Here is a 25299-nt window from a genome sequence, read left to right on the forward strand (position 1 = left end):
ATTGTTTGATTCTGTTAACTCTATATAAAACATGAAGATACTAAATTATTTATGTGATATTGAGCACATTGTTAGTAATTGCTGATTTTTACTGACTCACTCATAGAAAAAGTTCTTACTTCTCTTAAGTCCCCTTTTTGATTGTGGTTATTGCTTTTAAATACAAACACTTAGATTCTACTTTTTGAGATAATTCAATTAAATCAATGGCTTCATGTATAAGCGAAAATCTGCATTATTTTATTTTTATTAATAAAACTACATTTCTGTTCTTGCTCTGTTCATAAATGAAAGCCTTCCATTAACTTTACTTGTTTAAAATCCATGATCCTTCCAATGCTTAATGCCAGATAAAAATCAATTTGTGAGGCTATCATGTTTAACAGTATACGCACTCGAATTGCTGTCAGTGCGGGTGGGGCAATGGCCTTCACTCTATTGATTGCAATGGGTATGACAACCAATGCGTTCACGCAAGTGAATGAACAAATCACTACAAAAGTAAAATCTCAACTGACCGAAGCCACCACGACCGACCTGAGCAATACGGCGATTCAGCAAGGGCTGAATATTTCCAACCAGTTAGAGCCAGTGTTGGCGAACCTAAAGCAAGCGCGTTCAATTATCGAATTAAGCGCAGAGACGGCCGCGACGCCAGACATTATTGTTAAACAGTTTATTGTGTCGCTAGAAGCTCAGAACAAAGCTGTGTTTGCTGGTTACATGGTGTGGGAAAAGCCATCGTGGGTTGAGCCAACGATTCAAGACAAAAGCCTTGGCTTTAATAGCGAAGGCTACTTAGCGCCATTCTTTTCGCCAAATTCGCACAACAGTTTTGATGTTGTGGCGATGGATAGCTTTAGTAATACTGAATTAAACAACAACGGTGAGCGTAAAGACGATTGGCACTTGATGCCTTACGAAACGGGCAAAACGTTCGTGATGGAACCATACATGTATCCGGTTCGCGGCAAACAAGAACTGATCACGACCATCAGCCAACCAATCAAGTTACGTGGCGAGATCATTGGCTCTCTCGGTTTTGATTTGTCATTGAACGAGTTACAAAGCCAAAGTGAAGATTACGCGAGCGACTTGTTTGATGGACAAGGCCGTATTCTGATTTCTTCGTGGAAAGGCATCACACTGGCGAACAGCAGCCAAGCGGATCAAGTGGGCAAGAAAGTCTCTCATGAATTGGCGTCTCAATGGGCTCGTATTCAATCCATTGCGAAACAAAAAGGCGCAGGCCTTGTGACGTTTGGCGGGGATGAGTATGCGATTACTGCAATTGAAACCAGCGATGCGCCTTGGATCGTTATGGTGTCGGTTCCCAGTAGCTTCCTTAAAAAGAACGTGGATGACTACGAGCGATGGAGTGAAGAACAAAGTGCAGAAGCTCTTGAAAAGGGAGTGTGGGCAGGGATTATTGCGGCTCTGATTGGTATTGTTGTGATGACGATGATCGCGACCTCGTTGGGCAAAGTGTTAACTAACTTAGTGGAGCGTTTTAAAGACGCAGCACAAGGCGAGGGCGACCTAACTTACCGCATTGAGGTGAAAGGTAAGGACGAAACCGCACAGCTGGCGCACTGGTTTAATACCTTCCTCGCTCGCATTCAGGAAATGCTTTTAACCGTAATGGCGACGGCAGACCAAGTTGATAAAAACGCAAGTGAAGGCCAATCTCGCGCGGCGGCTTCGAGAGATCAACTGAACGTTCAAGTGAACGAAGTCAACTCGCTAGCAACGGCGATTAATGAGATGAGCGCAACCGCACAAGAAGTGGCAAATTCTGCGGTACAAGCAGCGGCGGCGGCAAGCCAAGTTCAAAGCAATAGTGCGAATGGCATGTCGCGTATGGACAATGCTGCAAGCGCAGTGGATAACCTCGCTTCGCAAGTGAATGATGCACAGCACCAGACGCAGAATTTGGTGGCTTCAAGCACGGCGATTCAGGGTATTCTGAGTGAGATTGGTGGCATTGCCGATCAAACCAACTTGTTGGCTCTGAACGCTGCGATTGAAGCTGCGCGTGCTGGTGAGGCGGGGCGTGGTTTTGCTGTGGTAGCCGATGAAGTCCGCAACCTTGCAACGCGCACACAAGGCTCGACAGAAGAAATTCGTGCAATGTTGGCTCGTTTGGAGCAAGAAACGCAATCAATCGTCCTGTTAATGGAGCAAAGCCAGAAGCAAGCGGTGGATACTAAAGAAGAAACACAAGCAGCGCAGTTGGCGTTGGCCGAAATCAACCAAGCTATTGAAGTGATTAATGATATGAATAATCAGATCGCTTCAGCGGCAGAAGAGCAAAGCTCGGTGTCAGAAGAGATCAACCGTAATGTGGTTGTGATTAATGATACGGCGATGGAAGTGATGGATACTATGTCATCTTCGGTAGCGATCAGCAATGAACTGACAGTAAAATCGAGAGATCTTCACGGTGAGTTGAGCAAGTTCAAGTTGTCTTAATCAAGTAAGTGAAAGAGTTTAACCCAACTTAAAACGTTTATTTCTCACAAAACAAAAGGCTCCAGAGTTACCTCTGGAGCCTTTTTTAATGCTTGCTGCAAACTATGAAGCGGGAGTTGCTTGCTGTTCACTAGCCGCTTTTAAGCGCTCGATTTCTGATTCGGTTTGCCACTTGCCGTTGTAAAGATACTTACACTCTGGGAGAGGCGCTTTCGCATCCCTTAAATCAAACACTTCATTGGTAGGGTATTCTCGATAACAAGCAGGAGTCGTAAAAAGTCTAGGTTCAGGCTTCGCTTCAAACAGCTTTTTATGATCATTGACCTCTTTACAATCCAGTTTGTAGATATTTGAAAGTTGTGTGACCATGGATTCTAAGTCCGCTTCAGTTTTAAAGAAAATGTAACAATAGAATCGCCCCTGTGAGCGAAAAGTAACCTCCTGAGCAGTATCTTGGTATTCGCACCTGTCATACTTAAAAAAGAACTTAATTACTTTTCTTTTCTTGTTGTAGTCCGCAAAAAGCCAATCTTCTCGTTCGCCCACTCTCACTTCTGTTGGTTCATCAGGCTGACGTTTTAACATACCGAATGAGAATAAAATAAGGGCTCCAGCTCCCGCTAACGCCATCGGGCCTACCACCGCTACCATTACCACACATACTACTGCACCTATCCAGCCAACAGCTTGCGCGGCGGTATTTATCCATTTAGGCATATTGCGACGCTTTTTCATCACAAAGCCTTTATCTGAAAAAATATAGTCATAGCGATAGTCTCGTCCATACATGTAGTAGCTTAACGAGTACACAAAAAATGTGATAAGTACCGATATGGCATCATTAACCCATCCTCGAGACCAAAAGCCAAGGAAGTAGAAAAATACAATTATCGGTAACATTGCTACAATCGAAATGAACAAATAAAGGTATCGACTTGGCTCTTCAATATCGTACTTACGCCACGTTGTTAAATTGTTCCCTGTGAGAATTTCTTGCTCTTGCGCCTCTTGATAAACCGCCAACTCTTCTGGGGTGATATAAAATGGTGAATATGCCAAGGGTTACTCCTGAAAAACTAATGTGCTAACAACGGGGGTGAGTGTTTTTTTAATGATGTCTTGTTTGGTATTGTCTGAAATCGAGCCATAAGTTGCACTCTGTTTTACGCCGTTTTGGAACCAATACTCACGCTTAGCTGGGGCATCATCTTCCACATCGTAAGCGACTTGCATAGCAAGGTATTGATCGGCCTCTTTAATTGGCAATGTTACCTTGTACACCAGTAATTCTTTGCTCGTTTGGTCTTGAGTTTGTAGCGTGACTAAATCTGCGTTTTGATGCCAGGAGCCGGACGTCAAATCATCTTCTGTTGCTTTGGTGTTAGTACTCACCATAATACCATTCGTTGCAGCTCGTTGTGGAAGCTGAACATGCACTTCCAAACCAACTAACTCACGATGTGTATAGCCTGGATAAGCCTGTACTTTTTCAATAGGCTGATGGTATACCGTAGGCTGCTGAATAATAGATTGTAAGTCAAACAGCGCTTGCTGCACCAATGCTGAATTATGCTTTTCTCTTTCAGGCAAGCTTGCAGATTGGCTCCACTGAGTGCGAGCAGGGTGATAACCCCAAGGCAGTTTATCTAACCACTTTTGGTAATCATCTTGTTTTACTTTACTCAGAACGTGATTGGCAACTAAAGTAATAATCGTTACTGCAACTAAAGCAGCCATAACTGGAGCACCAAATGTTATGTTAGGTGAGAGCCATCCTGTTAATGTGCCTCCAAATTGCAACGTGGCGATAGCGCTTGTTACGCCTAAACTAGCTGTACTCAACCTTTGAAACACTAACTCTCGACCATACAACTCATCTTCTCGTTGCCAAGAACGGTAAGCCTCTATACCTGAAGCTAGCGCACCTAAAGCCCCTGTAATCGCGAGCCATTTATTGAATAGCTTTAAGTCATCAAGGATCAAGTTTTCAAAACCTTCGACGTTTTGACTCACTAACTCCTTTAATACTTTGTATGAATGGGCTCTTAACTTAGGGTCACCCTTCACACTATCCCAGAACTTACCTGTACGGATACCTGTCCAAGCTCCGGCCGTGTAAAACAGCTTTTGTTGAACATCTAAGAAATCATCTTGTGACATTAACCCTGTATCTTGAATACTGTTCATTGCATCAGCAAGTGCAAGGCAGTTGAAAATCAGAGCTAAGAAGCCTAAACCACCCACATCTTCAAACCGTTGATTAAGATTGTTTAATCTGTTGTCCCATATGTCTTTACGCATTTGAATTGTTGCCTTAAGTACGTCATCTGGAAGTTCTACGTACTGTGGGTATTCAAACGTCGCAACGGCTAAGCTTTTTTGAAGGTGCCGCTGTTGCTGTAGAGCCTTCTTATACTGCGTGTTTGATATAGTTTTATCACCCTTGTTGAAGGCTGCTAACACATCCTTGTTTTGGTTAGATGCGATGAGTTTTTTATCATGGTCGGACTTCCAAGTACCAAAATTTTGAGCGTAGCCTTTATTGACATTGATTGGAGTATCTATCGACAAGCGCTCTACAACGGCTGCTCTTAGGTAAAAACTTGTTCGGGTGAACGGTTTTGACAATAGAGATATCATTAAGATCGACGCTTGGGCTGTTAGGCTAACGCCAACCTCTATTACCCCCTTCAATAAAGCGCTGTTCGTCGCTTTGAATATGGTATCTAGCCCATCGAATCCTTTTGCTATATCTCTTAAAAACTCGGTTTCTGCAGTATTTGGGTTAGAAATAAAGTCCATTACTTTTGCATACATACCCACACGGTTACTTGCTGCCGAAACGTAGTCCATAAATTGTTTGTCTGAGCTTTCAGTGTCTGGAACAATTTTGGCGACGTCTACTTCACCTACCTGATTTGAAACTTGTTCAGGAATTAACTTCTCCACTTGTTTAAAGAGGCTACGACTAAATCCGGAAGTGTAGAGTGCGAGTAAGCTGGTTGGTTTCTCCCATTGGCTTTCTGCCCATTGGCGGTCTTCTTCTTGCACCACCAAAGTAAATGACTCAACGGCTTGTTTATGGAGTTGGTACAAGCTGTACTGCGTATCTTCGCTGTATAGGTCGAAGGTTCTCTCGAGATGATGCGGCGTCAAAGATTCCATTACAGCAATAAAGTCCCTTTTTACCGAGACAACTTGGGCTAGCATGGTTTCTTTTTGTTCTGACAGCTCTTGCATTTCGCTCAGCATTTGCTTCCAGTTGAGCTGCTTGCGCCAGCGCTCAGTCGCTATCCATTGTTCGTATTTACCAAATCGGCTCGCAGAAATTCGATATTTGTCCTGTATTGCTTTGGCAATGTCACTTTGGGTATGTTGGTGTGATTCAATCGCTCCAGCGGAAAATTTGGCAGGATAGCCGGACTGGACTGAGCTTTTGTTCTGCTCTGCCAAATCGAGTTGACTCGAGGAGTCATAATATTCTGCCATGTCGGTATAAAACGACAGCTCTTCACTGTTACGCTTAACGCTAGCTGGCATGTCTATCTCGTCACTTGCCCCGAACATGCACAATTGCATGGCGGTCTGCATCAAGTTCCACTGGTTTGAAAACTGGTCAGTGAAAAGACGGTAAGGGCTTGCAGCACCAACAAAATGCAGAGACATATCTTGAATGTCTGCGGCGTAATCTTTTATCGCGATGAAGTAACCCGACTCTTCTTCTGGAATCGCAGAGGTTAAATTACTTTCGACAGCAACAGGTTTAAAGACAGAACCATCTTCATCTGCTTTGGTGGCGATGCCAGAATCTGCAAAACGCCCATCATCAACGGCAGAAGATTCAATATCAGCCACTTGAGTTAACTTATCGATTGGTGCAATGTTGTGCTGATTCTCGTTTGCAGACAGAACAACAGTCTGCATGCGATCGATATGATTACTTGGATTGTTAAGGACGCGCATGAACATGTTCCATGTCCAACGGTGTTCAGAGTAACAAATCGACAGCACGCTCCCATCTTCGTAAGTAAGAAAAGGTTTTGCCCCTTCTGGTGTGCCACGCTGTTCGGACTCTGGGCTTTCCGACTCTCCCAGCTTGTAGAGCGTGAATTGCGTTCCTTTGATTTCGTATTCGTCTAGGCTTTTGTTGATTGCATCATAGACATACAACCAACCATCGCGAAGCTGACGCAAGGTGTAGCCAACGGTATTGAGTTTGGCTGGGCCTTGGCCTTTCCATTCTTCAGGCAAACCAAAAGGTTGTGTCTCTTCCGTTTCTAGCTGATCGATGGCGTAGCGAACAGGGATGAAGTGTACCGGTAAAGCCTCTGTTGGTTCTTTCTCGTTTTTTAAATTGAGAGGTTCTGGTTCTGACGGCGGTGGCGGATCGATTTTTTTTGTTTCTCCCTCCCAAAACATACTGCGCTCTGGGGGTGAGCCAGCAAGATCATCGGATTCCGTGGTTGGAACGATATTCAGCGATTTCAGCGTACCATCGCTTTCAAATGCCTGAACGGCCTCCTCATAGGTATAGCTGTTGTCATACCAGAACATAGAAGTTTTTGGGGGAAGTGGATTACTCATCGTTAGCCCATGTTTAAGAGTTTTACTCTATTACGCAAATATCGCACCAAAATAAAGTAATTAAAAATCAATGAGTTAGTTTTGTGTTGTTTTGATTCAATCAAATAATTGTTTGTTTTTCCAATAAGTTGGTTGGTGTTTACCATTTTTTGTATTGATTGAATCAAAGTTTGAGTTGTGAGTGATACCTCAATGAGCCGACAAAACAAAAGGGCTCCAGAGTTACCTCTGGAGCCCTTTCTAGTATTTAAGTGCTGAAGAATTAACGACGCTTTGGTTTACGTTGACCAGCTGGTTTGCCTTGTCCTTGTGGGCGACCTTGACCTTGCGGCTTGCTGCCTGCCGGGCGGTTTGCACCGTTGCCGCTGGGGCGTTGGCCGTTGCTAGCAGGGCGTTGACCACCTTGTGCTTTGCCAGAACCGTTACGGTTGCCAGATGGTTTACCATCTTTTGAACCGCCTTCAGAGCGTTTGTTCAAATGACCACCGAAGCCCGGTTGGTTTTTGGTATGTTTGGTTGCAAAGCGGTTTGCCCCGTGACGACCAGATTTACGACGTTGTGCAGGTGTTTGTGCTTCAATGTCTTCCGCAGGAACGAGACAGCCTTGTTTGTCACCAATCAAATGTTTTTTACCCATACTGATTAGGGCTTCTCGGATCATTGGCCAGTTTGCTGGATCGTGGTAACGCAACAGCGCTTTATGTAGGCGACGTTGACGCTCACCTTTTGCTACAGGTACATCTTCACGTTTTTTATACTTCACTCGTTTCAGAGGGTTTGTCTCTGAGTAGTACATCGACGTTGCGTTACACATTGGCGAAGGGTAGAAGTTTTGTACTTGGTCACACTCGAAGTTGTTTTTCTTCAGCCACAGAGCAAGGTTCAGCATGTCTTCGTCTTCTGTGCCTGGGTGCGCAGAGATAAAGTAAGGGATTAAGTACTGCTTCTTACCCGCTTCTGCGCTGTACTTCTCGAACATCTCTTTAAAGCGATCATACGTGCCCATGCCAGGTTTCATCATCAGATCAAGAGGGCCTTTCTCTGTATGTTCCGGTGCAATCTTCAAGTAACCACCTACGTGATGAGTTACGAGCTCTTTCACGTATTCTGGTGATTCAATCGCAAGGTCGTAACGTACGCCAGATGCGACCATCACTTTCTTCACGCCTTCAACTTTACGCGCTTCGCGGTATAGATCGATGGTGTGTTTGTGGTCTGTATTTAGCTTGTTACAGATGCCCGGGAATACACAAGAAGGACGACGACAGTTCGCTTCCGCTTTTGGATCTTTACAACCTAGGCGGTACATGTTTGCAGTCGGGCCACCAAGATCGGAAATTGTGCCGGTAAAGCCCGGAACTTTGTCGCGAATTTCTTCAATCTCATTGATGATCGATTCTTTCGAGCGGTTTTGAATAATTCGACCTTCATGCTCGGTAATTGAACAGAAAGAACAGCCACCAAAACAACCACGCATGATGTTCACAGACGTTTTGATCATGTCATACGCTGGAATTTTTGCTTTGCCGTACATAGGATGAGGAACACGCGCGTAAGGCAGACCAAACACAAAGTCCATCTCTTCGGTCGTCAATGGGATTGGGGCTTGGTTTACCCAAAGTTCACGATCACCATGGCTTTGAAGTAACGCTCGACCTGAGTACGGGTTCGTTTCTAAATGCAATACACGACTTGCATGAGCATAAAGAATGCGATCGTTTCTTAGCTTTTCGAACGAAGGTAAGCGAACCGCAGTTGTCGCAGCATCGTGGCGTGATGGGCGAATCGTGATTGGTTGTGCAACTGGCTCATCTTTTTTAGTTTCACACTGAGTTTCTACTTCGTATGGGTTCTTTGGTACGAACGCTTCTTTACGAGGTTTTTCAATGCGAGAAGAATCGATAACCGTGTAGCCTTCTGGCGCGGCTGGCAAGTTCACGGCAGTACCACGAATATTGGTCATGGTGCTGATGTCTTCACCATTTGCGATGCGATGCGCCACTTCTACAAGTGCGCGTTCTGCGTTACCGAAAAGTAGGATGTCTGCTTTTGCATCAAACAGTACCGAACGGCGAACTTTGTCTGACCAGTAATCGTAGTGCGCAACACGGCGTAGGCTGGCTTCGATACCACCTAAAACAATAGGCACTTCTTTATAGGCTTCACGACAACGCTGAGAGTAAACCAAAGTCGCGCGGTCTGGGCGTTTGCCACCTTCGTTGTTTGGTGTGTACGCGTCATCGTGACGAAGTTTTTTATCCGCGGTGTAACGGTTGATCATGGAGTCCATGTTACCCGCAGTGATCCCGAAGAACAGATTTGGCTTACCAAGCTGCATGAACGCATCTTTGTTTTGCCATTCTGGTTGAGCAATGATACCGACACGGAAACCCTGCGCTTCTAGCAGACGGCCAATGATAGCCATACCAAAGCTTGGGTGATCTACGTAAGCGTCACCGGTTACGATGATAATGTCACAGCTATCCCATCCTAGGGCGTCCATTTCTTTGCGACTGGTCGGCAAGAAAGGTGCCGTACCAAAACACTCTGCCCAGTATTTTTTGTACTCATGAATAGGAGTGATGTTATTGGTCATATTTTGCTCTCTGTTCCAGGGAGCGCGAATTATAGCGATTTGAGGATCAGGTATCTATACCAAACTCATCTATTCAAGCTTAGTTCATCGAGTTTTATTTGGTTTGCAAAAATATCAAGGCTATATCGGCGATTTTATGTCTAATATCACCTTGAAAGCCTCATGGTTATAGGTCGAGTCGTGAAAAATGTCGCAATGTTAATACAACCAATAAGCAATGGTGTGCTTATTAAAAACAACGCCTATAATCAAATTAATGCATAGGAAAATGCAAAAAGCCGAACAAGCTCTGAAAAGGTTCTAAGTCGATTGGCTTACGTTGCCAGAATCTATTTTACAAGAGGATCAGCAGGTCCCAAATGGAATAAGGCACGTTGACTACGAACCTTGAGCATGAGGCTAATTAAAAAGGGGGCTAGGGAATGAGTGACTCAACAACAATAGCACATGAAAAAGTGCAATCGACATCCAATCCGACTCCAGTGATTGAATGGTCTTACAAGATTGATACTCGCGAGTTCGAATGCGACCAGCTAGGAATGGCAAATGCTTTTGGGTTAAATACGCCAGTCACCTGCTTAGATGATTTGTTTGAGCACATGCTGATGGGGCAACAGAAAACACTAAGGCAACGAATTTTAGAAGTGGAGCTCCTAGGTGGGCAAGGTCGTTTTTCTTGTTGCATGATGCTTAATGAAGCTCGCTTAATACATGTCACAATTAGCTTTGAAAAGCTCAATGAGCGTATTGTTCAAGGCTCTATCATCCCGCAATTGACGATCACTGGCTGCGAAGAGTTAGCGAAAATTCTCGAAACGATATTTGATTTACCGAACGTAGGGGTTTTAGTCGCGGACGAAGACACCCGAATCTTAGGTTGTAACCGTGCCTTTGAATTGCAAATGGGTTATCAAAACCGTGATTTGGTTGGACTTAAAACCTATATCTTTAGCACATCTCACCATAGTCAGGCGTTTTACGACCAGCTCTGGCAACATATTGATGATGAAGGATACTGGAGCGGTAATTTATTGAGTAGAACTGCAAATGGTAGTAATCAGGCGCATCATCTTTGTATCTATCGGCTAACATTTCATTCTGGACGGATTCTTTATCTCGGCTTCTCTACTGACATTTCGGCTTCCTTGTTGTGGATGAAAAATCGCTGTGAACAACAACATGATTGGTCAGCTTTTTTGCCTTCTAGAGAAGAGTTCGAACTGCAATTAGCTAATTTGGCGAACGAAAGTGGGAGTAAAGAACTCAATATCGTCATGACTCTCAGACCAAATTTTTCTGAAAAATGCTTACTTGAACAGCAACTAGGCTTCGCCGATTTTATTATGCGAAGCCGCTACACCAGTATAGCGGGTCAACTTTCTAGGGATGTGTTTGTTGTCTGTTTACAAACTCCTCACTGTCAATGGCTAAGTCCTTTACGTTTGATTCAAATTGCAATGAAAGGGTTCTTCACTGAGCTTAGGAATGAAATGGGAACAAAAATGCATACCACTATCGTCGAGGGACAAACGGGTGTGTCAATCCTCGGCTATGATACAAACAGGCCAAAGCAAGCGTTAGCGCATGCAGCCCAGGCGATGTTGTCCTCACTTTCTGGAGAAGGTGGCTATTTTAATTTTTATAATAGTGAGCTTCATTCTGAGTTAGTAAAACGCCAGCATTTAGAGGCGTTTTTGGAAGCGCAAATAGACAGTGGGCTGGTGGATGTTCATTTTCAACCAATCATTGACAGCCGAACTGGTAAAGTCGTTAAGTTCGAGGCCTTAGCGCGCTTTTATCATGAAAGTGATGCCTATAGTACTCAAGAGATGATTACTGTTATTGAAGATTTAGAGTTGATTGCGGCTCTGGATGATGAGGTTTGTCAAGCCGCGCTCAAGCACTTTCCGCGCTTGCAAGACATATATGGCGAGGAAATAGGGTTAACCATCAATCGCTCACTGAATACTAAATTGGATTCGCTCCAGGTTCTTCAGCGTTCGCATGACCTAATTAAAGCCAGTGGTGTCGATCCTAAACGAGTCACGATTGAGCTGACGGAAACAGCGTATTTTGAGCAAGACGAAGAGCATACGCAAGCGCTAGAGCAAGTGCGCAAAGAGGGCATTAAAATTGCGATTGATGACTTCGGTACAGGGTATTCTTCTTTTTCTTACCTAGAGAAAGGGCAGTTTGATTTACTGAAAATCGACCGAAAATTCGTTAAGAATATTCAGCATGGCAATACCAGTTATAATATTGTCAAAATGGTCACTGATCTTGCTCAGCAAATGAATGTAAAAGTGGTTGCCGAGGGCGTGGAGTCAGAACAGGAGCTTCAAACATTGGCTGAAATAGGTGTGGATTACATGCAAGGCTTTTTGTTCTCTCGTGCTCGGCCTGTCGATTTGATGGAGAAAGCGGAAAGTTACGAACATTTGTTTTCGGGTGTTGCTGTCAAACCAAAACAAGATGATGTATTGCAATCACTGAGCCATGAAGAGGTAAGGCACCTTGATCCCGGGGAACCATTATCGTTGGCGGTGGAATATATGAATTTAAGTCCAAGTTCGCCGTTGGTTGTCATTAACGAAAAGCGCTGTGTTGGTTTAGTTACCAAAGAGCAAGTTAACTTACACTTAACGCCTTCCATGGGGACCGAATTAGAGACTGAGCGAGAAAATTGGATTTGGAAACGCCCAGTGAACCAGGTAATGAGCACGGAATTTGTGCTCGTCAATGCGCACTTATCTGTTGCTGCTATTCGAGAACTAATCAAAACAGGCATTCGCTTCCCGTGGGTTTTATGTGATGAAAAAGAAGAATACAGAGGCGTGTTAACTCAAGAAGATGCGTTGAAGTATCTCGCTTCTTGTTGAATAAAAAGTCTCGCTGTTCTAGTACATTTGGGGATAGACTTTCGGTGGTTTGACGATAGGTGATTTGATATTATCGCCACCCCAAAATGACTTTTAAGCGTGCATTTAACATGATTCAACAATTGCTGGTTACTTTTCCTCCGATGCTATTTGGCGCGCAAGCGCTACTGACTTTGCTTCTCATCAAGGGCGATATTTGTCCGGGTCAGAGAGGCCGTCTTCATAAAATGTTGCCAGCAGTGGCGTTATTGTGGCTCGCGGTTGCTTCTCTTCGCATTGAAGCATTTATGATCGTGTTCGCTATTTTCTATTTCTACTCTCAGGTTCAAACCAAGAAAACGCGTGAAAAAGGCCCTCTTTGGGCGATGCATTTAGCGAATGGTTTGGCTTTTGCGTATGTAAGTATTCAAGCATTTGAACAGCCAAGCTGGCCTGCGTCTATTGCGATGGCAATAATGATATTTTTCCTTGGGGCGTCATTTTCTCAATTGCTTCTGACTATCGCTCGTAGCAGATTGCAGGCATTTCACCGCATTTTGCCCGTTACGGGCATTGTGTCTGGAATGCTGCTGGTGATCGCAACTCTATTTGCTTCTTACCAGTTAAATGAAGCGACATTGAGCGCCGCAACACAACCAATTTTATTGTCTTTAGCCATGCTCATTTCTTCAATCATTGTTTGGTGCTGGCATATCTTCACACATAAAAAACCGGAAAAGGTTCAACTGAGCGTCGCCCTGTTGCTCGCGCTCGCGTCAATGACGAGCCTACAAGGTTTATTCTCTCTGGCGGCTTAATCTCGAGTCGAGAAACAGATCAATACTGCTTGTACTCAAGTCCTTTCTAGGTTGCTTGAGTATAAGGCACTAACGTTTTGGATCGCGCTCACTTTAAATTCACGTGATTACGTCTACGCTTGTTTATATACCTTGTCGAAGAGGAGAGTCGCGATGGATTTAAGCAATGTAGGTAATTTGGATAGCATTATTTTGCTAGGTATCGTCAATGAAAAGCTACGTTTAGAGTGCGACAGTTTTGACGAGTTAGTATCGGTGTATGAAATGGATGTAGAGTCCGTAGTAGGCAAGCTTGATATGCTTGGTTATCAGTACGATCCATTGACCAACCAATTTAAAGCATATCAACGCTAAACCTTCTTAATTCATATTCCTAAGCCATCTTGATTCCGTCAAGGTGGCTTTTACATTGTAGCCTTGCGGTTGCGAAAAAGGCTTGTAAGTAACGTTTATCTTTCTCTGAGTGACGCGTTGCAGCAAATAAGCGACGCCATAAGCCTTGGCCAAAAGGTTTACTGGTAATAAGCCCTTGGCGAGAAAATTCAGAAATCGCCCAATTTGGCAGTGCTGCAACCCCTAATCCTGCGGAGACCATTTGCACTAACATCAGAGTATTGTCGGCTTGCTTCCATTTGGCGGGCTCTACACCCGCTGGCTGCAAGAAGTGTTTTACGACGTCTAGCCTTTGTTTTTGAACCGGATAAGAGAGCATGGTTTGATCTGCGAGATCTTGCGGATCAATAACTTCTTTTTCCGCCAGTGGGTGGTTGGTCGCGGTAATTAAGCGCATTTCAAAGTCGAATAAAGGTTCATAATGCACTTCAGAACGAGGTTGAATATCTGACGTGATAACGAGATCCAACTCGCCAGCTAACAGTGCAGGAAGTGGTTCAAAGCCAAAACCTGATGAAAAATCCAGTGTTACGCTAGGCCAGGCAAGTTGATATTCCCTAAGAGCAGGCATGAGCCATTGGAAACATGAGTGACATTCAATCGCCATATGCAACCGACCATTGACGTCTTCTTTCAAGCTTGCCAAATCATTTTCTGCTCTTGCGAGTTTGGGAAGAATATCTTCCGCAAGACGCAATAGGATTTCTCCCTCTGAAGTGAACTTTACCGGACGAGTTTTTCTAAGGAATAATTGTCCCCCAATCCGCGCCTCTAAATCTTTGATCTGGTGAGACAAGGCTGATTGAGTGAGATGCAACGCGGTCGCCGTCGCGGTTAGAGAGCCGGTGTCTCGAAGCGAAGTGAGTGTCCGCAAATGTTTTAGCTCTATCATGAATTCCTTTCATCCTTTGTTGCTCGCTATGAACAGAATAGCAATCGTATAAATAACTTAACGACAAAAAATGGATATGTAAACGTCTAGACGTCTATTTGTTGTGTTTATTTGCGAATCATGTCGCCTCATGATGAATTTTTTTAATAAACAAGTTGAATAAATGGACGTTGTTCAAACCGCAGATGAGAGCGATAGTTTAGCCATCCAGACATCTTTTATGACGAAAGATACTCTGACCCAAACAAATTGAACAAGATTGAAAAAGGAATAGGGACATGGCTACAACAACGCACGTACTAGGTTATCCACGCATCGGTGAAAAACGAGAATTAAAATTCGCTCAGGAAAAATACTGGCGCGGAGAAATTGATCAAGCAGAGCTTAAAAAGGTTGGAGCAGATCTGCGCGCTAAAAACTGGCAAACGCAAACAGATGCTGGCTTGAGTTTTACCACCGCTGGCGATTTTGCTTGGTACGATCATGTACTGACGACCACGTTGTTACTGGGTCACGTGCCAAAACGTCACGCAGACGGTTTCCCTGATTTGGATACGCTATTCAAAGTGGGTCGCGGTCAATCTCAAGCTGGTTGCGGCTGTGCGGGCGCAGCAGCATCGGATATGACTAAATGGTTCAACACAAACTACCACTACATCGTACCTGAATTCAGCAAGGACGATACATTTGAAGTGAGTTGGCCTCAACTGTTTGAAGAAATCAACGACGCAACCCAAGCTGGGCATAAAGTGAAGCCAGTTTTGCTTGGCCCAGTCAGTTATCTTTACTTAGGTAAAGAGGTAGAAGAAGGGTTCGATCGCCTGACGCTACTGCCACGATTGCTTACGGCTTACCAAGCTATTTTGGCAAAGCTCGCGAGTCAAGGTGTTGAGTGGGTTCAGATTGATGAGCCAATTTTGTCACTAGAGCTTGAAAGTAAGTGGGCTGATGCGTTCAAGCTAGCGTACCAAGTGATTCGAAGCGATGTAAAAGTGCTGCTAACGACATACTTTGACTCTATAAGCGATACGCTAGACAAAATTGTAAAGCTACCAGTGGATGGTTTACATATCGATTTATCTGCCGCGCCTCAGCAGCTTGACGACGTGGTTGCCAAACTACCGGAGGGTTGGGTGCTGTCTGCTGGCGTGGTCAACGGTCGTAACGTGTGGCGCTCGGATTTGAGTGCGCAACTTGAACGCCTACAGCCAGTAAAAGAAAAACTGGGCGACAACCTTTGGGTTGCGAGCTCATGCTCTTTGCTACATAGCCCGGTTGATCTGGAACTGGAAACAGAACTGAGTGAAGAAGTGAAAAGCTGGTTTGCGTTCGCAAAACAAAAAGTAACAGAAGTCGCCTTGCTTGGCCGAGCACTCGATGGCGATCAAGATGCGATTCTCGCTTGTGATACCTACAGCCAGCCAATCAAAGCACGTAAAACGGCAACGCATGTGAATAAGCCACAAGTTCAAGCTCGTTTAAACAGTATTACTGCGTCACTTGCCGAGCGCAGCGCACCTTACGCGGAGCGTGCTGCGCATCAAGCTGAAGTATTGGGCTTGCCTCTGTTGCCAACCACGACAATCGGTTCTTTCCCTCAAACGGGTGAAATTCGTGTTCAGCGCAGTGCTTATCGTACTGGTCAGTTATCTGAGTCCGACTATATCCAAGCACTTAAAGGACACATTGCGGATGCCGTAAAACGCCAAGAAGCGCTCGACCTAGATGTACTTGTGCATGGTGAAGCAGAACGTAACGACATGGTGGAATACTTCGCGGAGAATTTGGCGGGCTTCCAAACGACGAAGTTTGGTTGGGTACAGAGTTATGGCTCTCGCTGTGTGAAACCAGCCATTGTGGTTGCTGACATTGAGCGTGAAAAGCCGATTACGGTGGAATGGTCGACGTACGCACAATCGCTAACCAGCAAGCAGATGAAAGGTATGCTGACGGGCCCGGTAACGATTTTATGTTGGACATTCCCGCGTGAAGACATCACACGTCAAGAAATCGCCCAGCAACTGGCACTGGCACTGCGTGATGAGGTTTCTGATCTGCAAGATGCAGGCATCAATATCATTCAAATCGATGAGCCTGCGATTCGTGAAGGTCTGCCGTTGAAAAAGCGCGATCACAAAGCGTATTTAGAATGGGCGGTGGATGCATTTAAGATCTCGGCAGCGAGTGCAAAACCAGAGACTCAGATTCACACTCACATGTGTTACAGCGAGTTCAATGAAATCATTGATTCAGTCGCGGCGCTCGATGCGGATGTGATTACCATTGAAACGTCACGCTCAAATATGGAACTGCTTAAAGCGTTTGAAGAGTTCAATTACCCGAATGAAATCGGTCCAGGTGTTTATGACATTCACTCACCAAACATTCCGACGGAAGAGTGGATTGAAGGCTTAATCAAGAAAGCGGCAGAAAAGATTCCGGTACAACGTTTGTGGGTGAACCCAGACTGTGGTCTGAAAACACGTAACTGGGCAGAGACAGAAGCGGCATTGGCGAACCTCGTGTCAGCGGCGAAGAAACTTCGTGCTGAGCTGGCGTAAGGCACCTTTTTAGCAAATAAAAACGGAGACCGTTGTCTCCGTTTTTCTATTCTTAGCCGTTCATTTTCGTCGTTATACTATCCCGCAATAGCGGATGAATTGCTCGTATCGAAAACAACGCACTCACTGTGACTATTTCATTTGAGTACAAGTTTGCGCGGAAACCAACTCATCTGCCATCAACTGACCGCGAGAGTTACGCACTTTAATACGGTACATTAAGCCCATATCAATTTGCTTACGAACTTCCGGGTTATTGCAATAGGTGTAGATACTGGTATTCAGTACTTGATTTAACGGCTTTGCACCGAGTGCGTCATCGTTATAAATCATCATCATTTCAACAACATTTTTGTTGGATGAGACACGCATTATCTGCAGTGGACCGTATTCCAAAGGGAGACCTGCGGACAAGACTCCCGCTCGGTTTGATGCCAATAGCTCAAGCTGGCGTTGATTATCATCGGTAGATGAACAGCCCGCTAACGCACCAAATGCCAAGAAAAGACACAGTAATTTTTTCATAAATTAAAACACTTTTTTGAACGGTTTCACGATTACATTATCGTAAACACCAGCCGCTACGTAAGGATCGGCTTCTGCCCACGCTTTAGCGTCTTCTAGAGAGGCGAACTCAGCGATGACAGTCGAGCCCGTAAATCCAGCTTCTCCTGGGTTGTCAGAGTCTATCGCAGGCATAGGGCCAGCAGTAAGAAGGCGACCTTCGTCTTGAAGCTTTTGTAAGCGCTCCAAGTGTTGCGGGCGAACGCTCATGCGTTTTTCCAGCGAGTTCTCGACGTCCTGAGAAAAGATGACATACCACATAGCATAGTTCCTTAATTGGTAGGGTAAAGTGTTAATTTAACGCCTTTTTTGTGTCTCTCACAAGTGAACAACAGAAAATGTGAGATCCTTTCTAACAGTTAGCGCTGTAGGTTGACTAATTCTGAACCGGGCGTGGTTTGCCTTCACTGTCAATGGCTACGTAGTTGAAAGTCGCATCACAAACCATGAAGCGCTCGCCGACACCGTGTGCTTTTACCGGCTTGACCCATACTTCCAGATCGACACTCATTGAGGTGCGACCAATCTTAGTGCATTCGCCATAGCAGCAAACGACATCGCCAACACCTACAGGCTTCTTGAAGGTAATGCTGGACACTGAAACGGTAACAACGCGACCAGAAGAGATCTCTTTGGCCAGAATCGCACCTGCTAGGTCGAGCTGAGACATAATCCAACCACCAAAAATATCGCCATTGGCATTAGTATCGGCAGGCATTGCAAGGGTACGAAGCAGTAGTTGACCTTTCGGAGAGCTAATTTCTTGACTCATTGTGACATCCTAAATCTTAAAGGCGCTCAAACTAAGCGCCAACATAGTAAATACCTAGAACCAAAGGTCCTTAAAAAACCACAGACACCGGACCAGAGAAAGTTGGTTTACAGCAGCAAGAATGGTCTGATTCCGGTATGCCGTTTGATCGGTTTAGTGATACATGGAGCAAAACAGCGACCCGAAGGTCGCTGCAAAGTGCGCGGATTATAGCAAAACTGAGTTTTTAATCATCAATCGACACATCGGATGAGTTATTTTTTTGTTCTTTTGGCATGTGTTTGTAAATGTAGAAGCCAGTCGCAATCATGTAGGCAAATGTCGCAATCAACATTCCGAATACTTTGAAGTTGACCCAAACATCCAGTGGTAGCTCGTAAGCGATATAAATGTTCAGACCAGCAAAGAATGAGAAGAAGCCGACCCAAGCCCAGTTGATCTTCGCCCAAATAGCATCAGGTAGCGAAATTTCTTTGCCCAACATGCCTTTGATGGCCGATTTACCCATTGCGTGACTCGCTGCTAAACCGATAGCTAGAATCACATAAATGATGGTGACTTTCCATTTTATGAAATTGTCGTCGTGGAAGAAAAGGGTCATGCTGCCAAATATCGTCACGATAACGAACGTAATTAGCTGCATTTTCTCGACTTTTTTATACAGAGCATAGGTGACGACAAGCTGAATTGCCGTTGCAACGATCAGCGCTCCTGTTGCTGCGTAGATGTCGTACATCTTGTACAAAGCAAAGAAGACGATGAGTGGGATAAAATCTAGGATTTGCTTCATGGTGGGAAAATCTACCTAATTAGTGAATTGAAGACAGTCTAACGGAATCTGACAAGATGTGAATACCGTCAAGGTTAGAGGTAAGAGAAGTAATCCCCTGACTGAATGATACAACAAGCAACATTTCGCAAAGATGAAGTAGTAAATCGAAGGCATAAAAATTGCCGCGATAAAGCGGCAATTGAGTTGATAGAATTTAAGATTTAAGCAACACGTTGATATTGAGAAATAAGCGTTTTGACATCTTCTAAATAGCCTTCACGTAACAGGTTATCAACGGTTGCTTCAAGCTCTTCGAGAGACATCGTAAAGCAAGTGGATTTGCCGGTCATTAGGCTCAAATACTGATGGTATTCTTCTTCTGTATAGTGGCCTAAGCGATCGAGTAGTAGTGCTTTGATTCCATGATGAATCAAGCCGTAGTATGTGTGTCGATGAAGTAACATGGCGATCTCCTTATCAAGCTCATCCGCTAACCATTTGCAGCTTGCTTGACCCTCTGGATAATTCGATTTACTTCAGTAATGCACATCTAGTGCCAGTTTTATCTTCGCAAATTAGAAAGTGTTGGAAGTAGCAAAACTCTCATGTTGCAACCAGCGCTTGATGACGGTTTGGAGCGCATTTAACGTGGTTGGCTTTTCAAGTCTGTCATCCATGAGTTTCGCAATGAGCTCCAGCTCTTTGGCTCCAGACTCTCCAGATAGTGCGATGATCGGAACGGAAGACGCAATTTGCTTAATTCGTTGGCTTGCGTCAAATCCATTCATCACTGGCATCTGTACATCCATAAGCACCAAATCAATCTTGTGCGACTGAAATAGCTCCACCGCAGAAGAGCCATTATTTGCTTGTAAGCTGTTGACTCCCAGCCTTTTTAAGTACATTTGAACCAAAGTACGCTGCACCTCTTTGTCATCAACAATGAGCACTGTTGGTGCATCGTTACTTACTTGTACGTGTTGGTCTGTGCGAGGTTCAGAATGTGGTGCATTTACTTTCCAGCCATTGAAGTCCGGTGTTCTCAACGTCTCTGGTTTGGGTGCGTTTGGGACGACCGGGAAATACAAGTAGAACTCAGTAAATTCGCCTAATTCAGACTGGCACTCAATTCGTCCGCCAAAAGAGCGCATAACGCGTTGACAGTAGCCCAAGCCAAGGCCACTGCCGCCACTTTTTTGATACGAGAAGAAGTCGTCAAATATCTTGTGTAAGATACTGCTATCTATGCCAGGGCCACTATCTCGGAAGACCAGAATGTTTTCGTAGGCCCCCGTTTGGCTACGAATCTCAATTTGACTATCGGGATAAGAATCAAAATAGTAGATAGCATTGCGAATCAAATTGAAAATGACAAAGTTAAACAGAGTTTCGTTTAATTTCGCGACAAAATCGTGCTCTTGGGGCAGATTGATCCTTTCAATTATTTGATCGTTTTCAAAGCCATAACGGCTGACCGCTTGATCGACAGCTTTATGTATAGACGTAATAGTTAAGGGTTCGTGCTCAGGTGAGCTGTCGCTGACTTCTCGCAAAATAATGTCGATAAGTTGGCGACCACGCTGAATCGCTGCTTCTCCTTTATCAATCTCACTCTTTAACGTCTCAAGTGAAGCGTTTGATTCGATATGCTGTTTTAAAGCTTCAAATCGTAATTGCACTTGAGCGAGAGGGTTACGCATTTCATGCGCAATAGAGTTAGCGAGCGCACGGCTTTGGCGTACTTTTCTATCGGCCTCTATGGTGCTCTGGATGCGAACTAATAAGGTTTGCAATGCTGAAATTTCTTCATTAGAAAACAGCTTATTATCCATTTTGTGTGAAGAAATCAGTAAGTGCGTAACGGACTTTCCACGACCAAAAAGAGGCATTACGAGCGCCGTATTGCTGGATCGCATACGTTCGTAGAGCTTGCGCATTGAGCCTTTAGACGAGGAGGCATAATCAATTTCTTCAGACAGTTCATCAAGCACGAGAACAGACTTGCTTGACGGCAGATAATCTTCATAAAACGTTTCGGTGTAACTGCTGGTGACGAGCTGCAATTTATTATTTGGTATATTCAGTAACGCTGCTAACTGGCGCATTGCATCATCTATTGAGCGTTTAAATTCCTCTTCTAATCCAAGAATTTGTTGAACGGGTGTATGTCGTTTCCCATAAATAAAATAGGACGCGAAACGACTGACGCGTTTGTAAAGCAAGTGCCAAGTGATACCGATGAGTGCGCATAAAGGCACCGCTACAAGCCATTGGTTATCTTCCGAGATAGGAATAAATATTGCGCCCAGCGGGAGGACGAAAATGGCACAGACAAACAGCGCGCTAACGGTTAAGTATGTAAGGTATTTAGCGCTATAAAAGCGAGAGGTAAGCAGGGCATAGCCTACAAACAACATTTCACTAATTGAAAGTGCTGGTGGTAACCAGGTTAAGGAAAAGTCACCAAGGAAGTAAGTCATTCCAAGGTGTATCACTGCAGTTGATAACATGAAGACCAAAATGCCGGCTATCATATAGTTACTTTTTGCCAGCGTGAGTTTGCTGCTGTTCGCTCGCATGGTAATCAAGTTCAGCAGGGTTAATACCACAAATGTCAGCAAACTAATAAAGAAATATGAGGTATGGGGACCAAACTCGATCACGAACTGGCTTGGACCGCTAATGGTGACATTTTCGACAGTAAGGTTTGGTACTAAGTTGATGTAAAGCGAGTACGTTGCTAGTGCCACAAAGACGATTTTTTGCCAGGCTTTGACCGCAGTTTTTTTGATATCAGCCGCTAGCTGGCAAGAAAAATAGAACGCGAATGCAAAGGCAAAGAATGACGCCAAGTTCGCCAACTTCGCCATAAAAATACCGCCAGCGGAGCCCAACTCCGGCAATAAGTTGGTATGGAAGTATGCGTTGCTGCTGATCCAAACGATGATGCAACTAGAATAAGCAATGTACGGCGCATGATGCGAGCCTAAAATCGTTTCACTCTTCTGTTTTAGGCGATAGCAGTAATATAACAACCAAGCGAACACCACCAGTACAGTGGCGTATAGCGTCATTGCTTTTGGATAAAAAAGGCCGTGAAGATGAATATCAAGCATGTTCATTCACCTTTTCATCAATTCTTTTTGTTCGTACGCGGTGTTTGTAGTCGCGAAACTGTATGTCTTGAAATGCTTCAACCATCATACCTAAATTCCAGAAACCGCGGTATGTCTTGGTACCGTCACCGTTAATGTCGCGGTATCCTGAGTGAAAGTAGGCCTCTAAATCAATAGATTGATAGAAATTTAACATAAATATTTGTTCAATAATGGTAAAGCTGAGCTTATAGCCTGCTTTATATAGCTCACTCATCAATGCTTTTTGTGCCAAATACAAAAAGTACAGTTTTTGTTGGATGTTGCCACCCACTGTCAGACGCAGCACTTCGCAAACCGCTTCAGTGTTTTTCAAGTGAGATTGGAACTGCGCATCAAATTCAATAAGAGTCCGTTGGCGAGTTAGATCGTTACCTCCCAAAAGGCCTAATTGATTAAGAGTAATGTAGCCATAATCAGGAAGGCAAAACTGCCATTGCTCACTACTAAATGGTGATGAATAGCTGAGCCAGGTATTTCTTTGGTGCCAGTTTTGCACCAAAGCGGAGGAAACCATGATTGGTGTAGATGACTGCTTGAACAATAGCACAAAGTGTTGACCTTTCTGCGAGAGTGATAATAGAGGCAATATCTCAAACCATTGTTCAGTTTGGACGAAGAGCTCAAGGTTGCTCAGTGTGATTGCTTCGGAAATCGGCATTAATGCAGCGTGATTCGGCAGTGTTACCTTTAGGTCACATTCGGCAATATCTTCGATCAATATGCTTGAATAGTCGCGGTCGTCAAACGAGAGCTGAGTTGGTCTTGTCGCTTCATTTAAAGGGTGCTTTTGCTTGATCGCAGCAATCTCACATTCACACCAGAAAACCATCCAATGCGGGTAACAATCTGCGGCAATTTGTTCAATTAAGAGCGCCTCTTCGGAGAAAGGCGTTGGATACTGCTGTACTAAATCTCGATAATCTATTAATTCAAACAGTACGGACAGACTCTTAGATGCGTATTTAGGAAAGAGGGATTTAAGAAGCTTTATTCTATACAAAGCAACTTGTTGAAAAAGAGAAGACCTTTCTTGCGGTGTAAGAGTAAGAAGAACCGTGTCAACCAGCGCCTGTTGTTTTGACTCGATCGGCAAATCTGTACTGGCGAGGGGCTCCAAAGACAGCTTAAGACTCATGATATAACCTAGTTCTGACGTTTTTTATATTTTGTAATGGTTTATATCATTTTGATAAATTTATGCTATTGGTTTCTATTTATATAGTTACGTAATGCAAGAAAAGACAAAAAAACCGCTCATAGTGAGCGGTTTTTAGTTCATTCGAGAAAGGACTAAGCTTCTTGCTTTTTAAGCTCAGCTTCTGCCGCTTCCTCTTCAATTAGCGCATCAACGATAACTGCACATGCTGCATCACCTGTGATGTTTAGTGCTGTACGAATCATATCGAAAATACGGTCAAGAGCGAATAGCAGTGGTAGACCTTCAATTGGAATGCCAGCGGCAAGAAGTACGGCAACCACTAGGAAAGAAGGACCAGGAACACCCGCTTGACCAACCGCACCCAATGTAGACGTTACGATAATTGCAATGTAAGCGCCCATACCTAGGTCGATATTGAACAGTTGAGCAAAGAAGATAGCAACCAAGCCATAGTAAATCGCATTACCTGACATGTTGATCGTTGCGCCTAGAGGCAGAACAAATGACGCGGTTGAATTTTTTACGCCCAGTTCTTTTTCGCAGGTGTCCATTGTGACAGGCAGTGTTGCCATAGAAGAGGCCGTTGAAAGCGCAACAGCTTGTGGCTTTTTCATTGAAGACAGGAACTTCTTCGCTGATGTCTTGGTGAAAATATGCACCATTGCTGGGTAAACAACGAAACCGAAGATTAGGATTGCGGCAACGTAAACAACGAACAGTTTGAATACCACCATTAGTGCGCCAAAACCGAATGTACCGACTGCTTCTGCCATTAGACCGAACACGCCGATAGGGGCAATGATCATCACTTTGTTGATCATCCAAACCATTGCGTCAACGATGCAGTTAACACCATTAATGATTGGCTCACGACGCTCTTTTGCTTGCTTAGAAATTGCAATACCAAAGAACATACAGAAAACGAGGATCTGTAGGATGTTTGCTTCATTTAGTGATTGGAAAACGTTGGTTGGGATCATACCAGTGATGGTTGCCCAGAAAGTAGGTAATTCACCTTTTGAAGCGTATTCTGCTGAGAACATGCCTTCAACGCCAGAGACGTCGATCCCCATGCCTGGTTGGAATACTTCACCCATAAATAGTGCAAGCGCAACGGCTAGGGCGGATGTTAAACCGAAATAACCTAGAGTGACGATGCCAACTTTGCCTGCTGACTGGCTGTTCCCAAGACCAGCTGCGCCAGAAATCAAGGCTACAGCGACCAAAGGAATAACCAACATTTTGATTAAGTTGATAAAGATAGCACCTAAAGGAGCGAACACCGTCGCATCATGACCCATCATGGCACCAACGGCTGTGCCCACGATCATGGCGATTACGACTTGTACGCCAATGTTGTTTAGCAAACTCTTTTCTTTTAACACTTCCATAACCTCTGTGCTAATAAAATGTAAAATCCTAAAATTACCCACTAACCATAAATGGTTTTATGGATAATTATCTCGCCTTGCTTTTTACACTTATCGTTTACAATTGGCAATATGCAGCAAGGTATTATTGATGGATTAATCGATATTTTATTGACGAACGATAAAGTTTTGTTCAATAGCAAACGTTTGCTATTGATTTTTGTTATGCCTATTAGCTGTGTAATTGTTTTTGTTTATTTCTTTTTCTTGTTTATTTTTTGTTAACTGAGATGAGTTTTGTGTTTGCGAGCGTAGTCTGCGTCTTGCGTG

At 44.2% G+C, this 25299-nt stretch carries 17 protein-coding genes; 5 read left to right on the forward strand and 12 right to left on the reverse strand.

Annotated features, from left to right (window positions below):
* Nucleotides 1–375: 375 nt before the first annotated feature.
* On the forward strand, nt 376–2472 hold the full coding sequence (locus tag D8S93_RS03350) for a methyl-accepting chemotaxis protein (protein ID WP_152811959.1): 2097 nt from the start codon (nt 376–378) through the stop codon (nt 2470–2472).
* 102 nt (nt 2473–2574) lie between these two features.
* On the opposite strand, the gene D8S93_RS03355 is transcribed toward D8S93_RS03350, so the two are convergent.
* From D8S93_RS03355 to D8S93_RS03365, 3 genes are all read right to left on the reverse strand, one after another.
* The gene (locus D8S93_RS03355; protein ID WP_152811961.1) at nt 2575–3531 is read right to left on the reverse strand and encodes a hypothetical protein; all 957 of its coding nucleotides are present in this window, start codon (nt 3529–3531) and stop codon (nt 2575–2577) included.
* Nucleotides 3532–3534: 3 nt separating this feature from the next.
* On the reverse strand, nt 3535–7056 hold the full coding sequence (locus tag D8S93_RS03360) for a T6SS effector BTH_I2691 family protein (RefSeq protein ID WP_152811963.1): 3522 nt from the start codon (nt 7054–7056) through the stop codon (nt 3535–3537).
* 262 nt (nt 7057–7318) lie between these two features.
* The gene (locus D8S93_RS03365; protein ID WP_152811966.1) at nt 7319–9652 is read right to left on the reverse strand and encodes a YgiQ family radical SAM protein; all 2334 of its coding nucleotides are present in this window, start codon (nt 9650–9652) and stop codon (nt 7319–7321) included.
* A 422-nt stretch (nt 9653–10074) separates the two neighbouring features.
* Between D8S93_RS03365 and D8S93_RS03370 the strand changes: the two genes are divergently transcribed.
* The 3 genes from D8S93_RS03370 to D8S93_RS03380 all read left to right on the forward strand — a co-directional run bounded on the left by D8S93_RS03370 (nt 10075) and on the right by D8S93_RS03380 (nt 13682).
* Nucleotides 10075–12531: an EAL domain-containing protein gene (locus D8S93_RS03370; RefSeq protein ID WP_152811968.1), complete on the forward strand. Its 2457-nt coding sequence runs from the start codon at nt 10075–10077 to the stop codon at nt 12529–12531.
* A gap of 86 nt (nt 12532–12617) precedes the next feature.
* Nucleotides 12618–13328, forward strand: a complete 711-nt coding sequence (locus D8S93_RS03375) for a hypothetical protein (RefSeq protein WP_065646058.1) — start codon at nt 12618–12620, stop codon at nt 13326–13328.
* 153 nt (nt 13329–13481) lie between these two features.
* On the forward strand, nt 13482–13682 hold the full coding sequence (locus D8S93_RS03380; protein WP_005392843.1) for a DUF4250 domain-containing protein: 201 nt from the start codon (nt 13482–13484) through the stop codon (nt 13680–13682).
* Nucleotides 13683–13701: 19 nt separating this feature from the next.
* On the opposite strand, the gene metR is transcribed toward D8S93_RS03380, so the two are convergent.
* A complete protein-coding gene (gene metR, locus D8S93_RS03385; protein ID WP_005392844.1) occupies nt 13702–14613 on the reverse strand; it encodes an HTH-type transcriptional regulator MetR in 912 nt (303 codons plus the stop codon).
* Between the two features lie 278 nt (nt 14614–14891).
* Between metR and metE the strand changes: the two genes are divergently transcribed.
* The gene (metE, locus tag D8S93_RS03390) at nt 14892–17174 is read left to right on the forward strand and encodes a 5-methyltetrahydropteroyltriglutamate--homocysteine S-methyltransferase (protein WP_152811970.1); all 2283 of its coding nucleotides are present in this window, start codon (nt 14892–14894) and stop codon (nt 17172–17174) included.
* 132 nt (nt 17175–17306) lie between these two features.
* On the opposite strand, the gene gspS2 is transcribed toward metE, so the two are convergent.
* From gspS2 to D8S93_RS03430, 8 genes are all read right to left on the reverse strand, one after another.
* On the reverse strand, nt 17307–17699 hold the full coding sequence (gene gspS2, locus D8S93_RS03395) for a GspS/AspS pilotin family protein (RefSeq protein WP_048625727.1): 393 nt from the start codon (nt 17697–17699) through the stop codon (nt 17307–17309).
* A gap of 3 nt (nt 17700–17702) precedes the next feature.
* Nucleotides 17703–17999, reverse strand: coding sequence for a YciI family protein (locus D8S93_RS03400; RefSeq protein WP_005392847.1), 297 nt, complete (start codon nt 17997–17999; stop codon nt 17703–17705).
* A 115-nt stretch (nt 18000–18114) separates the two neighbouring features.
* Nucleotides 18115–18510, reverse strand: a complete 396-nt coding sequence (yciA, locus tag D8S93_RS03405; RefSeq protein WP_012841618.1) for an acyl-CoA thioester hydrolase YciA — start codon at nt 18508–18510, stop codon at nt 18115–18117.
* Between the two features lie 226 nt (nt 18511–18736).
* Nucleotides 18737–19300, reverse strand: a complete 564-nt coding sequence (locus D8S93_RS03410; RefSeq protein ID WP_152811972.1) for a septation protein A — start codon at nt 19298–19300, stop codon at nt 18737–18739.
* Between the two features lie 203 nt (nt 19301–19503).
* Complete coding sequence (locus tag D8S93_RS03415) at nt 19504–19746, reverse strand: hypothetical protein (RefSeq protein ID WP_005392851.1); 243 nt, start codon at nt 19744–19746, stop codon at nt 19504–19506.
* Between the two features lie 111 nt (nt 19747–19857).
* Complete coding sequence (locus D8S93_RS03420) at nt 19858–22398, reverse strand: hybrid sensor histidine kinase/response regulator (protein ID WP_152811974.1); 2541 nt, start codon at nt 22396–22398, stop codon at nt 19858–19860.
* Nucleotides 22391–23575 carry an acyl-homoserine-lactone synthase gene (locus D8S93_RS03425; RefSeq protein WP_152811976.1) on the reverse strand — a complete coding sequence of 395 codons (1185 nt, stop codon included), beginning with the start codon at nt 23573–23575 and terminating at the stop codon, nt 22391–22393. Before D8S93_RS03425 ends, D8S93_RS03420 begins: the two co-directional genes overlap by 8 nt.
* A 155-nt stretch (nt 23576–23730) precedes the next feature.
* Nucleotides 23731–24990, reverse strand: coding sequence for a dicarboxylate/amino acid:cation symporter (locus tag D8S93_RS03430; protein WP_012841620.1), 1260 nt, complete (start codon nt 24988–24990; stop codon nt 23731–23733).
* Nucleotides 24991–25299 lie beyond the last annotated feature (309 nt).

It is taken from the genome of Vibrio sp. VGrn 2 (assembly GCF_009361695.1).
Classification (GTDB): Bacteria; Pseudomonadota; Gammaproteobacteria; order Enterobacterales; family Vibrionaceae; genus Vibrio; species Vibrio diabolicus.